Below are 13,154 nucleotides of genomic sequence, written 5' to 3'. Positions count from 1 at the left end.
GGCATACCTCGCTCTTGTCGCTACGAGCGCCGCATCCAGCGGAGCTAATCAGAAGGTTCGCGTTGAGAACTTGACGCTGGGAGCAAGCAACCCGAAATGAAGGTTCCCGCCTGGATCTGACGGGAAGCCCTGCCGCCTCTGTGGTCGTGGGGCCGCCAGTTCTCGGGCCCCTGGTGGGCTATTCTCGGCGAGATGTCAGCGGCTACCTCTCTACGCAGTTCGCGGCGTAGGTCCCATCCCTTTTGGAAGTGACGAATGTCCCGGTAAGGGATCCTTAGCGTGCTTCCGAACAGCTTCGAACATCGACACCTGCCATCACGCAGACTTGAACCGCGAGGCTACCGCCTCACGCATAGCCGCGACATCGCTATCGCCGGCTGTCTGCTCCATAAGCACTTTGGCCAGCCGTTTCGGCCAGAGCATATGAACGCCACGCGTCGAGAACGCGCCCCCGATCAGCGGCCAGTCGGCCTCGAGATAGCACAGCGCCCCGGTGACCGGAACATCCCCGACGAGGTCGCGCACGATGTCAACCTGCCGCCGGTTGCAGCGTAGGAAGATGCTGGAGCGGCGGGTACCTATCGTGTTCACGGTCATCGTTCTGCCGGTGCTGGGAATGGGACTGGCCCACAACTACCTGGTGGACCGGCCCAGGGTCGTTGCGGAACACCCAAAGTCGAACAGCAAGCACAAGGCCCACGCACGGACTCAGCCAGCAGGGGCTTGTTGAAGAGCCCGCTCAAGGAACGCCTTCAGCTCACTGTCTCCCAGCACAGGAGTGACCACCCCGAGCTCCAACGTTGGCTGGGATTTCGCGCCAGCGGCGACCAAGGAGCTCTGGACGTTCCTGCGAGCCACCATGGCAGCCTGGGTATCGCCCTTCCTGGCAGCCTCCAGCATGCCCAAGGCCTCCTCAACGCCACGTCCATACTCGGCGGCCGCCGCAACCCAGGCGCTGGCGTCCTTTGCGAAACCAGGCTGGGCCATGCCGGGAAGGAGATCGGGCAGGCGCTGAAGCAGCTCAGCGCGTGCCTTCAATGCTCCTGAACCAGGCTTCCCGGCGTCGTAATCCGCCCAGAACTGGTCAACATCGCGGCGCAGACCGGGAGCGGACGGCGTGAGCTCGTCGTCCTGCCAATCCTGGTTCAGGTCAGCGAACGCCTTCACAGCGGCTTGGGTGTCGGGATCCGGACCGGCAACGAGGGACAAGGCGGCGTTCATGGACTTGGCGGGGTCGTAGGCCGGCCCGTTCCAGGAGAGATCGGCGTAGTTGAAAATGGCTGGCAGGGAAAGATACGGCTGGATCATGGGGTTGGTAACAATGCCACGGATGGATTCATGAAGATCCGCGTCCCTGCCGATCACCGGTGCCAGGAACAGGTGGTCCTGCGAGAAGTCGTTGACCGGGTAGTTATCCCAGATGATGATGTCGCGCGGTGATCCGGGGCTCCCATAGCTCTGCCGTGCCGTGTCCGCTGAGTCCTGGCTAATTCGATGGGACACTACGTCCTCGCCGGTCCACTGCACCACGATTCCGGGATTCAGCGCACGGCCAAGCTCCTTTTTGTACGGGGTGCTCCCGGAGCCGTTGTAGAAGGTGGGGACGGTTTCCAAAGGCAGGACACCAGCCTTGCCGGCGATGAACCTTTCATTGACGTCATTGAGGAAGGACGCCTGTGCCTTTGCCAGGTTGACCTGGCCCGAACCGAACTCCCGGAGGTCGTCAGCGCATTGGACCTTGGTGGCGATATCGTCCAAGGGGATCACGAAGGACCGAACCCCCAGCGAATACAAGGATTCAAGCTTGGCCACGGCGTCGTCCAGATCAGATGTGCGTGAATAGCAAATGTCGATCCCCGGTGACAGGGCGTAGCTGAACCGGACGTGGTTGGCCGCTGCAGCATCAATGAGCTCCCGCAGTTCCCCAAGCTCCTGATTCGAGTAGAGGTCCCGCCACTTGTCCCTGAGCAGGGGGTCGTCCTTGGGCGAATAGATGTAGGTATTCATCTTTTGCCGGCCGGCGAACTCGATCACGTCCAAACGGGCCTGATGGGACCATGGCGTTCCGTAAAAGCCCTCGATGACGCCGCGGGTTTCCATCAGTGGCCAGTCGCTGATCCGCGCTGCAACTACAGATCCGTCCTTGAGCAGCTGACGCAGTGTCTGCACTGCGTGGAAAACGCCGTCGTTGTCCCCACCGGCGAGCACCGCAGTCGGGATCCCGTCAGGCCGCCCGGTAGCCAGGGCGTATCCTTCCGGCCGTCCCAGTGCCTCGCGGATTTCAGCATCGCTGTCCAACTGCAATGACTTGAGGGCCGAAGCCGCAGCTGCCCCTGTTCCCAAGTAGACGGCAGAAGCTCCCTCGCGTGGGTTGGACAATTCTGCGACGATCTCGGTGGTCCCTCCAGCACCCGCCACCAAGTCCTGAACAGCGGCAATCGAGGACTGATCCGTTCCTGAGGGGGCCACAACGTAAACGTGGCCCAGCAAAGGGACCGGACCCCCGGATCCGGCGCGGGCATGCTGCGGAACCGGGAAGATGCTGGGAATTCCGCCCGCATCTCCCTCCCGCCCGCCGGGACGCTCACGTGAAACAACAAACCAGCCGGTAACCACCAGGGCAGCCGCGAGTGCCCCCGCTGCGAGCGACAGCAGGACATACCGCCGCCGTTTGGCGCCAGCGCCGATGGGTGCTGTGTTCAATCGGGTAACCCCTTGGGTATGTCGTCGCCGGCTCACTGGAATATTGAGTCAAGACAATCACACTGTCCGCCCATCAGATAGGGGCGGAAGCACTCCCCCGCCACACTAGGGTTGATCCGTGAACCTTCTCATTGCTGCCCTTGGGGTCTTGGGTGTTGCCTCTTCCGGACCGCTCATTGCAGGCACTCTCGGAGCCACCTCGGTGACGGCGTTGGCCATAGCTTTTTGGCGCAACGCGATCGGTGCGGTGGTGATGGCCGCGCCTGTGGTCATCCGGGAGCCCCGTGCCTTCGGTAGGATCACCCGCCGTGAGTTTGGTTGGTCTGCTGTGGCCGCCGTTGCCCTCGCCTTCCACTTCGCGTGCTTCATTACCGCGCTGCAACTGACGTCGGTGGCCGCCGCGACCGCCTTGGTGTGCCTCCAGTCGGCGTGGATTGCGGTGTTCCAGTTGTTCAGGGGTACGCGACACCGTTGGCCGGTGCTGCTGGGCTTGGGGATTGCTTTCGGTGGCGTTGTAGCCATCACGGGGTTCGACATGGGCTCATCCCCAGAAGCCCTCCTGGGAGACCTTCTGGCACTGGCTGGCGGAGCCCTGGCGGGTCTGTACACCCTCGCCGGCGGCAAAGCCCGGCAGTCAATGGGTACGGGAACGTATACCACGCTCTGCTACGGCATGTGCGCCGCGATCGTGGCCGTGCTGGCTTTGTTCAACGCCCAGCCCCTCACAGGGTTCGACGCCGGAGGCTGGCTGGGGATTATCGCCATCACCATCTGTGCGCAGCTGGTTGGGCACACGGCGTTCAACCATCTGCTGGCAACCATGAGTCCCCTGCTGGTGTCCATGATCATCCTGCTGGAGATTCCAGGAGCAGCGATTTTGGCAGCCATCTTCCTGAATGAAACTTTGCCGGCCGGAACATATGCGGGCCTGGCACTGATTCTGGTTGGACTTGCCGTGGTGGTTGCCGGGCAGCGGCGTGGCCGGCCCGAAGCAGACCGGCGCGAAGCCGAGCTGGGTACGGACTGACGTTCCGGCGTCGGGCGCTAAACGCCGCCCCGGCGGACGCCTTGCGCGGAGTTGGCAGCGTGGATGGCGCGCAGCAGCTTGGCCGGGAAGTAGACCGAGAAGAACACCACCATGGGTGCTTTCAGGGCCATCTTCTTGACGTTGTGTGCCTTGTAGGTCCGGTCAAATCGCTGGACGTAGTAGCGGTAGTCCCGGGGTGAGTCCTCGAGTCGACGGGCGGACATCCCGGACACCATCTGCGGCAGGTACTGCACTTTGAGGTCGTGCTCGAAGAGATGCAGCGAAAGATCTATATCCTCATGCATCTCATCTTTGGGGTCCAAGCAGGCTTCGTCGCGAATGGTTTCCCATGCAGTGCGGCGCAGAGCCATGTTGGAACCGAAAAGGAAGTGGTACTGGTGCTTGGCCAGGCGCAGCATGAGTTGGCGCATCTTGTCGTCCGCCTTGAGCCCGAAACGGCGCATGGGCATGTCGTAGTAGACCACGGGACCGGTGGCTGCGGAAACCGAAGGGTCCATGAATGCTTTTTGTACCTGTTCCACCCAATCTGGTTCCAGGACGGAGTCAGCGTCGATCCGGCCAACCACGTCCCCGGTGGCGCTGTTCAACCCGTGGTTACGGGTGGGGATGAGGCCTTGGGCGGCTTCCTGCCGCAAGAGAATGATGGGGCTCTCCGGGTATTCCTGCTGCATCTGGCGCACAATCCTGGCCGTGCGGTCCGTGGACAGATTGTCCACCACAATGATCTCGTCGGCAGGTACGGACTGGTAGATGGCCGCGATGAGGCACTGGCGAATGACGCTTTCCTCGTTATACGCCGGGATGACGATGGAAACGCCCGGAGGAACCGGAGCATCCTGGAGGGCACCCGCAGAGGGTCTATCGGCTGACATCACTCCAAATCTAACACCCGGACCCGGAGACCGATGGAGGCTTTGGTTACAAGCCGGCAAACACTGAAGGGACCCCGGCATCGGCCGGGATCCCTTCAAATGCTTGAACTGCTGGTGCTAGCTGTGGGCACCCTTGGCGTCGGTATCCGTGCCTTCGGTGTCCTTGTGCAGGCTGGCAGCGATGTTCTTGACGGCAGTTTTGGCGTCGGTTGCCACCTTTGCGGTGGTCTCCTCAGCGCTCTTCGCAGCGTCCTCGGCTACCTGCGCGGCCTCAGCAGCTGCCTCATCCGGCGTGACATCCGTGGCAGGGGTTGCGGCCGCAGCTGCAGAGGCAGCGGCGTCGGCCGGAGCCGGCGAGGATGCCGGAACCGGTGCGGGCGTCGGTGTCACCGGAGCAGGTGTCTTCCACGGATCCTCAACCGGCTTGGAAGCCTTCCAGGCAGCAACACCGGCAGCGGCCGCGGCGGCGATGACCGTAACGATCAGCCAGCCGCGCTTCTTGGGCTTGGGTTCTTTGCCCAGCTTGGTGGAGACAGCCTTGCTGGCTTCGCCGGCAACCGCCTTGATCTGCTTGCTGGTGGCCTCCGCCTTCTCCTGCACGCTGTGGACAACGCCGGAGTCAACCAGCTTCTGCGCGACGGCGTCTACCTGGGCCGGGGCGTTCTCCAAGGCGTGGTGAACGGCCACCGAAGCCTGGCCCAACTGCTCGGACAGCTTGGGCAGGTATTCGTCCACCACTTTGTCCCGCGCGTGTCCAAGGGCAGGAGTGGCTTTATTGAGCGTCTCCTGGATCCTGGGAGTTGCGTCCTCTACTGCGTCATGGATCTTCGGCGCGAGGTGCGCCAGTCCATCCTGAATCCGCGGTGTGACAACTGCAACGCCATCGGCGAGGTTGTGCGCAGCGGACTTCAGCCCCTCTTGGATCTTGGGGGAAGCGGTGTCAATGCCGTGCTGGATACGCGGAACAGCCCAGTTAACAGCTGCTTCCACGCGTGGTGCAGCCCAGTCGCGGGCGTTATCCACACCAACCGCAACGGATTGTTCAAGGTCGCGGGCAATACGGTCTGATTTCTTCACAACTACCTCCCGATACACATGCTCGTTTGTTGCTAGCCTACGTCGCCAAGTGAACACGGGCTATTCATCTCCTGGATTAGGCCCGGATTTCACCGAGCGCGGAACAGGCTTTACAGCCACTAAGGCGTTGACCCTGCATGGAAGAATGGGGCCATGACCATCGCAACCGCAAAAGCAACGATCCACACGACCCTCGGCGACATCAAGGTTGACCTCTTCGGCAACCACGCGCCCAAGACGGTCGCCAACTTCATTGGCTTGGCCACTGGCGAAAAGTCCTGGAATCACCCTGAAACGGGCGAAGACAAGACCGGGACGCCCCTTTACGACGGCACCATCTTCCACCGCATCATCAAGGACTTCATGATCCAGGGCGGCGATCCCCTGGGCCGCGGCGTTGGTGGCCCCGGCTACCAGTTCGACGACGAAATCCACCCGGAACTGACGTTCAACGCTCCCTACAAGCTGGCTATGGCCAACGCCGGTATCCAGATGGGCAAGGGAACCAACGGGTCACAGTTCTTCATCACCACGGTGAACACCGACTGGCTGTTCGGCAAGCACAGCATCTTCGGTGAGGTCACCGATGAGGAATCCCGCAAGGTTGTTGACGCTATTGAGGCAGTCCGCACTGGCATGGGCGACCGTCCCGTCGAGGACGTCGTCATCAACAGCATCGACATCGAACAGCTCTAATCACCTACTGAAACTGAGCTCATGAGTTACGGAATTCCGTCGGCAGAGCCGTCCGCTGAAGTTCCGGTGTGCCCCAGGCACCCGGACCGGCCCTCCTATGTGAGGTGCCAGCGCTGTGGGCGCCCTGCGTGCCCGGAGTGCCAGCGGGCGGCCGCCGTCGGGTTCCAATGCGTTGACTGCATCAACGAACAAAAACGTACGACGCCGGTATACCGCTCTCCCTACGGCGGCGCCCTGGCTGTCGGCCGGCCTTTGGTGACGTTCACGATCATCGGGCTGTGCGTCCTGGTGTACATCCTTCAGTGGATTGTGCCTGGGGATGAAGTGTTCGAGAATTTTGCGTTCGCCAACATCTTTGCCGTCAGTGAGCCATGGCGCATGGTCACTGCGGCCTTCCTGCATTCACAGGGATTCCTGCTTCACATCGTTCTCAACATGTACACGCTATGGATCTTCGGACAAGCCCTGGAGCCTTTGCTCGGGCGTATCCGATTCCTTGCCGTGTATCTGCTTTCCGCAATCGGCGGCTCTGTAGGGTTCCTCGCCCTCACCCCCACGCTGCCCCCTGTTGGCGTCGTAGGAGCTTCCGGCGCCATCTTCGGGTTGTTTGGCGCCATGTTGGTGGTTCAACGCCACCGGGGCGGCGACACCAAACAACTGTGGGTCCTCATCGCGATCAATGGTGCGATCGGCTTCTTCGTCCCCAGCATTGCCTGGCAGGCTCACTTGGGCGGCTTGATCACCGGTGGCCTTGCTGCTGCCGCGATTGCTTACGCTCCCAAGGGCAAGAACCAGGCCCTTCTCCAAGCCGGTGGACTGGTCCTGGTGGCAGGTCTGCTGGCAGTGGTTACCTGGTTCCGCGTCACAACTGGCTAGCAGCAGCACCGACTCATCCTGTGACGGGCTGCCGCAGGATGGTCTTGAGCTTGTCAGGGGCCGCCCGGCGAGGGTCCCCGAGATAGATCTCATGGTGCCTGCCGGTCATTGTCAGTGACTGCGACGGGATGAACGCATTGTGCATCTCCTCGAGTACCGGTCCCTCGTTGTCATAGGGGCCAATGTGGAGTGTCTGCACGCTCAGCCCTTCCTCCAGCGGCTCCAAACGGAGTGCCTCCAAGGCCGGCGCCTCCCCCTTCCTGGCGACCAGCTCCCGTGCCGCCTCAAAATGCTCCGGCGTGATCCAGTCAGGGACCATGCTCATCAGGGTCCAGTCCCAGCGTGACTTGTCCCGGGCGCTGGTGAACGACTCCATGTCATCGGACCACCACAACGCTTCCAGCGGCATGACGCCGTAATCCTTCCCGAGGTCGGCCTTGCTGAAGAACTTCAGCTTGTAAGCCACGGGGTACAGCGTGGTCAACGCATCCTTGTAGGCCTGGGCAGTGTTGGGGTCCCCGTGACCATCGATCATCAGAAACTGCAGCGTGGGAACGGTCACCACGGCGAATTCGCCGCGCTTGGCACTGTACGTCGGAATCAGCTTCTTGAAGTCGCTCTTCATGGCACCAAGGTACGCCCTTCGTTCAAGAAGGTTCCAACGGGATGCCTAAGGGGTTATCCACAGCTGTTATCCACACTGTGCGTAACTTACACGGGTGTAGTTAGAGGTTCTTCCCGGCGTTGGACCTGCCAGAGCGGTAGATATCCCCCGAAAGGCATGAATTTCTCCACAACTGTGGATAACTTTGTCCCCGCGGGGGTCGAATATGTGGACAAGTAGGCCTCTTGGCCACATTCTGTGGATAACCCTGTTAATTACCGTCAGCTTCGAGGTCTATCAACAGCCTTATCAACAGTGTTAATAACTACAAGCGTGTAGTTCACAGGGTGGCTATGGTCGCTCAGGCCCAGCAACGCAGGGATCCCAGGATTGAAACCCACAAGTTTTCCCCACTTGTGGATAACTTGTGGGCAGGGGGTTGTTGTTAAGTGGGTAACTGCCGACAGGGGCGTTGACGCCGCCCGTGAACAACGCATCGCTCAATGGGTGCGGTGCAGTCATTGTGATCGCCCCAAGAGAGACTCTTGGCAAATCTGGCAATGCCGGCATGTTGAACATTCGATGAAGCTTGGCGCACTATCCACAGCTCCGTACACAGTGGGTATAAGTCATGGCCTGGCGCTTTCCCGTCCATAATCAGCGACAGCGCAGGGATGTGGAGTGCCAATACGTGGATGTCCACAGAGTTTATCCACGCCTGTGGATAAAGTTCCCCACTTCTGTGGACAAGAAATGCGACCCGGCTGGTGAGGAAACCAATCAGGGAGTGGTGCCTCCGGTGTGCATCCAGACACCGGACGTTCCACGGCGATGGCTGTCCACCAAGTGGGTATCGATGATTCCAATCGCTTCCATCAGGGCATACATGGTGGTGGGCCCAACGAAGGCGAAACCCTTCTTACGGAGTGCCTTGGACAGCGCGATTGATTCCGGGGACGTTGTGGGGATGTCTGCAAAAGTGCGGGGCTCCGGGGTGCTGTCCGGCTGGAAGGACCACACGAAGTCCACCAGGCCACCCTCCTCACGGAGCGCGATGGTGGCCTTGGCGTTGGTAATAGCGGCCTGGATTTTCAGGCGGTTGCGGACGATCCCGGAATCCTGCATGAGACGTTCGACGTCCGCTTCGGTGAACGCGGCAACGCTTTCGGGGTGGAAGTCCAGGAATGCTTTACGGAATGCTTCCCGTTTCCTGAGGATGGTGGCCCAGGAAAGGCCGGCCTGGAAGGCTTCAAGGCTGATGCGTTCATACATACCCTGCTCGTCGCGGACGGGCATGCCCCACTCGTGGTCGTAGTAGGCCTGCATGAGGGCGTCCGAGGCAGCCCACAGGGGCCGGGCCAGGCCGTCGTCACCGATGATGATGCCGTTATCCGGATTCATGAACGCTCCTCTGCAGCCGAGCTATCAGGGCACCGGCGTTTTTTTGTGCTTCCCGGGATATTCTGCCCGGTGCCAGTGACATTAAGGTCCGGGCCGGTGCGTCACGACAGTCCAGTGACCCGCATGGTGATGTTGATCCGACCATGTGACAGGCCACAATCCGCAGGAGCCGTTCCAGGGAGGACCTTGGGGATGCCGTGATAGGCGAATCGGGACGGACCACCAAATACGAAAAGATCGCCGGAACGAAGTTCAACGTCTGTGTAAGGCTTTGTCCGGGTCTTGGTGTTGCCGAACCGGAAGACACAGGACTCGCCGATGCTGAGGGATACCACAGGTGCCCTGGAGCGCTCGTCCTTGTCCTGGTGCATACCCATGGCCGCGCCGTCGTCGTAGAAATTCACCAAGGCAGCGTCTGGAGTGTACTCAGCGGCTGATGCGGTCAGGGACTCATCATCCGCTATGCCGGACGCATAGGCTGCCGCAACCGCCTTGCGTCCCAGACGGACCATCCAATCAGGGAAGTCCAGCACGGGCCGGCCGTTGACATCGGTAGCTTCCCGCGAGTATCGGTATGGCTGCCAGTGCCAGCCGAGGCATACGGTTCGAACCGACATTTGGTGCCCACCAGGAAGAGTGGCAGCCCTGAGAGGAACGGGGCCGTGTGTCCACTCCCCAAAGCGGTTCGCGATCCACCGCTGCTGCTCCAGCGTCAGCCAGCCAGGGACATGAACCGCCCCTGGAGCAATCAGGCGGGGACCGGCGTCGTGGTTTTCCGGCTGTACCAGCTCCAACGGAAAGAGGGCGTCGTCATTCACGCCGCTGCCTCGAGGGTCAACAGCGCGCGTTTTGCATCTGCTCCGCCAAGGTAGCCGCCGAAGCTGCCGTCCGACTTCACTACGCGGTGGCAGGGCACGATCACGGGCAGGGGGTTGGTTGCACAGGCGGTCCCTACGGCGCGGACCGCATTGGGACTGCCGGCCGCCACGGCGACTTCCGCGTAGCTTTCCGTGCGGCCGTACGCGATGCGGGGCAAGTGCTGCAGGACGTTCAGGCGGAAGCCGCGGGACAGGCGGAAATCAAGGATGAGATCAAATTCCCTCCTGGCGCCGGCAAAGTACTCATCGAGCTGCCGTGCAGCATCATCCAAACGTGCCGGGGCCTGAAGGATTCTGGGGCTGACGGTGTTGGCCAGAAGCTGCAGGACGTCCCCGTGGTTCTCCAGTTCGAAGGCAACGCGGACGATTCCCCGGTCCGTGGCGGCGAGGAGGAGCTTCCCTAGCGGGGAGTCCACTATCCGGTACGCGATGTCCAATGTGTGGACGAGTTGTGCGTCGCGGGCCAGCCGGGCATGAAGTCCGGCGAGGGCGGTTTCGAGACCGGCATCGAGGGGCTCCAGGAGCGATGCGACCTCTGAATGATCGGGGCTTGCTTCAAGGGTCATCGGAGTTCTCCTTTCGAAAATGAGTGCGCCAGCGCAGGAGGATCAGCAAGGGCATTGCGAAGTGATTTCACGCCGTCGGCGCCGGCACGCCGGGCGGCATCCGGCGTGCCTCCCAGCAGGTCGGCGACATCCTTGTAAGGCAGACCGGCCAGGTAGTGATAAGCCACCGCCTGGCGCTGCTTCGGTGGAAGGCCCGCGACGGCGTCCAGCAGTTCCGCGTGTCCGCCACCGGGAATGCCAAGGCCTGAAGGGCGCTCGGGCGGCGAGTCCACTGGCAAGGCACGTCGGCTCCCGGCACGCAAATGGTCAATGCACTTGTGGTGTGCAATGGTGACCAGCCATGCCTGCACGTTCGCGCCCGGCGGCAGATCCGGATATGCCTGGAGGGCCGCCAGGAAGGTATCGGACCAGGCATCCTCGGCATCGTGTGTGCCCAGGACGGCGCGGCATACCCGGAGAACCGTGGCGCCCTGTTCCTGGACTACGGCCTCAAACGGTCTCTTGCTGACTGCCTGCTCCGGCTCCATCAGAACAGCTTGCCTTCCCGAACGGTGGCGGGTTCTTCCAGCTCCAGGAGGAAACGCTTGTTGTGGAGACCACCCGCGTACCCGGTCAGCTGTCCCTTGCGGCCCACCACACGGTGGCACGGGATGATGATGCTGATGGGATTTCTTCCTACGGCTGATCCCACGGCCTGGGCGAGATGGGGGTCGCCCAGCTCGGCGGCCAACTCACCGTAGCTGACAGTTTCGCCAAAAGGAATGTCTTGGAGTCGGGACCAGACCTTCTCCTGGAATGCGTTCCCACGGGCCTCGAAAGGGACATCGAATACGGTGCGGTGGCCACTCAGGTACTCCCCAAGTTCAACCCGGGTCACAACAAAGACCGGATCCTCGGGTTCCGCGGGGACTCCGAAGTAGTCCGGCGGAGGCATATGCCAGTGACCTTCGTAGAAGATACCCGTCAAAAATTCCCCGCGGGCAGTCAGCGTCAACTGCCCCAACGGGGAATCCATGGTGGTGTGCCGGATGTTCATATCTTGTAGACGTTCACGGGCACGGAAATGTGAGGTGCGGTTTCCCTAGGAGCGCCAGCGGGTGGTCATGAGGAAGCCGACGATTGCGATGCCAAAGCCTGCAACGATGTTCCAGGAAGCCCAGTCCCGGACAGGAAACTGGCCCTCAGTGATGTAGAAGGTGATGATCCAGATGAGCCCCAGAATCATCAGTCCGAACATGACGGCCTTGTACCACACCGGGTTGGGCTTGTACTGCTGCGTTGCGGAAGTCTGCTGGGCCTGACGGGCAGGCCGCTTGCGGGGCTTGGACTCGGGCACGGATCCTCCTTGGCTGTACGTTAATACCCGTTTCGGCCGGCCTTGATATCCTGCAGGAAGGAAAATTCCAGCGGTTAACGGCCACGCGGCGTTCCGGGTTGGTTCTAGCTGTCAAGTCTAGCCGCAACTCGGGGTCCGCCCGCCCGCGTCCGTGCCCGATACAAGGAGACCCTGTGGCGCACCAGCAGACGACGACGGGTTCTTCCGTGTCGTCCGCCCGCCGCGGTCAGGAGCGGGGTCCCCGCAGGCCGCTCCGCGCATCGGATGTCATCCGCAAGATCAGCCAGATCCTGGGCGAACTCCTCATTACTGCGGGAATTGTCCTGCTTTTGTTTGTGGGCTGGGAACTGTGGTGGACCAACGTGGAGGCCGACGCCAAACAGACGGAAGCCGTCCAAAGCTTCGCGCAGGACTTCACTGGGCCCATGACGCCAGCAGCGCCGGACGCCGCCGTGGATTATGGGCCGCCGGTTGTAGGGACCGCTCCGGGATACGGCGAAATGATTGGGATCATGTACGTCCCCCGCTTCGGAGCCGACTACACCCGTCCCATCATCGAGGGCACTGATGCAGGGGTCCTGGACACTCTTGGCTTGGGTCACTATGGGACTACCAGCATGCCCGGCGCAGTGGGCAACTTCGCTGTGGCCGGCCACAGGCAAACCCACGGTGCTGTGCTGGACAATATCCACACATTGGTTCCCGGAGACAAGATCTACGTTCAAACGGCTGATGGCTACTACACCTACGTCTTCCGGAACAACCAAATCGTCCTGCCGGACCGGACGGATGTTCTGATGCCCGTTCCCACGCAAGCTGGAGTCACACCGAAGGAAAGTATCCTCACCATGACCAGTTGCAACCCACGATTCGGGTCGCAGGAACGCATCATCGCCTACTCCACGCTGGATGGCTGGCAGCCTGCGTCAGCCGGACCGCCGTCGGAAATCGCTGCCCAAGTAGCCCAAGCCCAGGGAAAGGGGTAAAGGATGTACGCCTGGATCTTCCGCAATTTACCCGGGCCGCTGTGGGTGCGGATCCTGACATGCTTGGTATTGGTGGCAGCAGCACTGGTACTGATGGTCCAGTTCCTCTTC

Annotated in this window: 15 protein-coding genes; 4 read left to right on the top strand and 11 right to left on the bottom strand. The window is 61.5% G+C overall.

Annotation, left to right across the window (positions count from 1 at the left end; translation table 11 throughout):
• Window positions 1-315: 315 nt before the first annotated feature.
• Both BLW08_RS13585 and BLW08_RS13580 read right to left on the bottom strand, forming a co-directional pair.
• A complete protein-coding gene (locus BLW08_RS13585; RefSeq protein WP_254779859.1) occupies window positions 316-597 on the bottom strand; it encodes a hypothetical protein in 282 nt (93 codons plus the stop codon).
• 111 nt (window positions 598-708) lie between these two features.
• Window positions 709-2,703 carry a glycoside hydrolase family 84 protein gene (locus BLW08_RS13580; RefSeq protein WP_139244900.1) on the bottom strand — a complete coding sequence of 665 codons (1,995 nt, stop codon included), beginning with the start codon at window positions 2,701-2,703 and terminating at the stop codon, window positions 709-711.
• 118 nt (window positions 2,704-2,821) lie between these two features.
• Between BLW08_RS13580 and BLW08_RS13575 the strand changes: the two genes are divergently transcribed.
• Complete coding sequence (locus tag BLW08_RS13575) at window positions 2,822-3,730, top strand: DMT family transporter (RefSeq protein WP_091325736.1); 909 nt, start codon at window positions 2,822-2,824, stop codon at window positions 3,728-3,730.
• A 17-nt stretch (window positions 3,731-3,747) separates the two neighbouring features.
• On the opposite strand, the gene BLW08_RS13570 is transcribed toward BLW08_RS13575, so the two are convergent.
• A complete protein-coding gene (locus BLW08_RS13570; protein WP_090822157.1) occupies window positions 3,748-4,623 on the bottom strand; it encodes a glycosyltransferase family 2 protein in 876 nt (291 codons plus the stop codon).
• Between the two features lie 117 nt (window positions 4,624-4,740).
• Window positions 4,741-5,700, bottom strand: a complete 960-nt coding sequence (locus tag BLW08_RS13565; RefSeq protein ID WP_090822159.1) for a hypothetical protein — start codon at window positions 5,698-5,700, stop codon at window positions 4,741-4,743.
• Window positions 5,701-5,853: 153 nt separating this feature from the next.
• On the opposite strand from BLW08_RS13565, the gene BLW08_RS13560 reads away from it, so the two are divergent.
• Both BLW08_RS13560 and BLW08_RS13555 read left to right on the top strand, forming a co-directional pair.
• Entirely contained in the window at window positions 5,854-6,396 is a 543-nt protein-coding gene (locus tag BLW08_RS13560; protein ID WP_090822161.1) for a peptidylprolyl isomerase, read from the top strand.
• Between the two features lie 21 nt (window positions 6,397-6,417).
• The gene (locus BLW08_RS13555; RefSeq protein ID WP_091325734.1) at window positions 6,418-7,272 is read left to right on the top strand and encodes a rhomboid family intramembrane serine protease; all 855 of its coding nucleotides are present in this window, start codon (window positions 6,418-6,420) and stop codon (window positions 7,270-7,272) included.
• Window positions 7,273-7,285: 13 nt separating this feature from the next.
• On the opposite strand, the gene BLW08_RS13550 is transcribed toward BLW08_RS13555, so the two are convergent.
• The 7 genes from BLW08_RS13550 to BLW08_RS13520 form a co-directional block, all read right to left on the bottom strand.
• The gene (locus BLW08_RS13550; protein ID WP_090822165.1) at window positions 7,286-7,897 is read right to left on the bottom strand and encodes a GyrI-like domain-containing protein; all 612 of its coding nucleotides are present in this window, start codon (window positions 7,895-7,897) and stop codon (window positions 7,286-7,288) included.
• Between the two features lie 759 nt (window positions 7,898-8,656).
• Window positions 8,657-9,277 carry a DNA-3-methyladenine glycosylase I gene (locus BLW08_RS13545; protein WP_091325732.1) on the bottom strand — a complete coding sequence of 207 codons (621 nt, stop codon included), beginning with the start codon at window positions 9,275-9,277 and terminating at the stop codon, window positions 8,657-8,659.
• Between the two features lie 101 nt (window positions 9,278-9,378).
• The gene (locus BLW08_RS13540; RefSeq protein ID WP_091325730.1) at window positions 9,379-10,095 is read right to left on the bottom strand and encodes an alpha-ketoglutarate-dependent dioxygenase AlkB family protein; all 717 of its coding nucleotides are present in this window, start codon (window positions 10,093-10,095) and stop codon (window positions 9,379-9,381) included.
• The gene (locus BLW08_RS13535; RefSeq protein ID WP_091325729.1) at window positions 10,092-10,721 is read right to left on the bottom strand and encodes a methylated-DNA--[protein]-cysteine S-methyltransferase; all 630 of its coding nucleotides are present in this window, start codon (window positions 10,719-10,721) and stop codon (window positions 10,092-10,094) included. Before BLW08_RS13535 ends, BLW08_RS13540 begins: the two co-directional genes overlap by 4 nt.
• The gene (locus tag BLW08_RS13530) at window positions 10,718-11,248 is read right to left on the bottom strand and encodes an RNA polymerase sigma factor (protein WP_090822173.1); all 531 of its coding nucleotides are present in this window, start codon (window positions 11,246-11,248) and stop codon (window positions 10,718-10,720) included. Before BLW08_RS13530 ends, BLW08_RS13535 begins: the two co-directional genes overlap by 4 nt.
• The gene (locus BLW08_RS13525; RefSeq protein ID WP_091325727.1) at window positions 11,248-11,757 is read right to left on the bottom strand and encodes a methylated-DNA--[protein]-cysteine S-methyltransferase; all 510 of its coding nucleotides are present in this window, start codon (window positions 11,755-11,757) and stop codon (window positions 11,248-11,250) included. Before BLW08_RS13525 ends, BLW08_RS13530 begins: the two co-directional genes overlap by 1 nt.
• Window positions 11,758-11,802: 45 nt before the next feature.
• Window positions 11,803-12,057, bottom strand: a complete 255-nt coding sequence (locus tag BLW08_RS13520; protein ID WP_090822177.1) for a cell division protein CrgA — start codon at window positions 12,055-12,057, stop codon at window positions 11,803-11,805.
• A gap of 158 nt (window positions 12,058-12,215) precedes the next feature.
• Here BLW08_RS13520 and BLW08_RS13515 point away from each other — a divergent pair, with 158 nt between their 5' ends.
• Entirely contained in the window at window positions 12,216-13,043 is an 828-nt protein-coding gene (locus BLW08_RS13515) for a class E sortase (RefSeq protein ID WP_090822623.1), read from the top strand.
• Window positions 13,044-13,154 lie beyond the last annotated feature (111 nt).

Source organism: Arthrobacter sp. cf158, assembly GCF_900106835.1.
In the GTDB taxonomy this organism is placed as follows: Bacteria; Actinomycetota; Actinomycetes; order Actinomycetales; family Micrococcaceae; genus Arthrobacter.
Note: the sequence above shows the minus strand (reverse complement) of the source record. Positions and strands in the feature narration are given on the sequence as shown.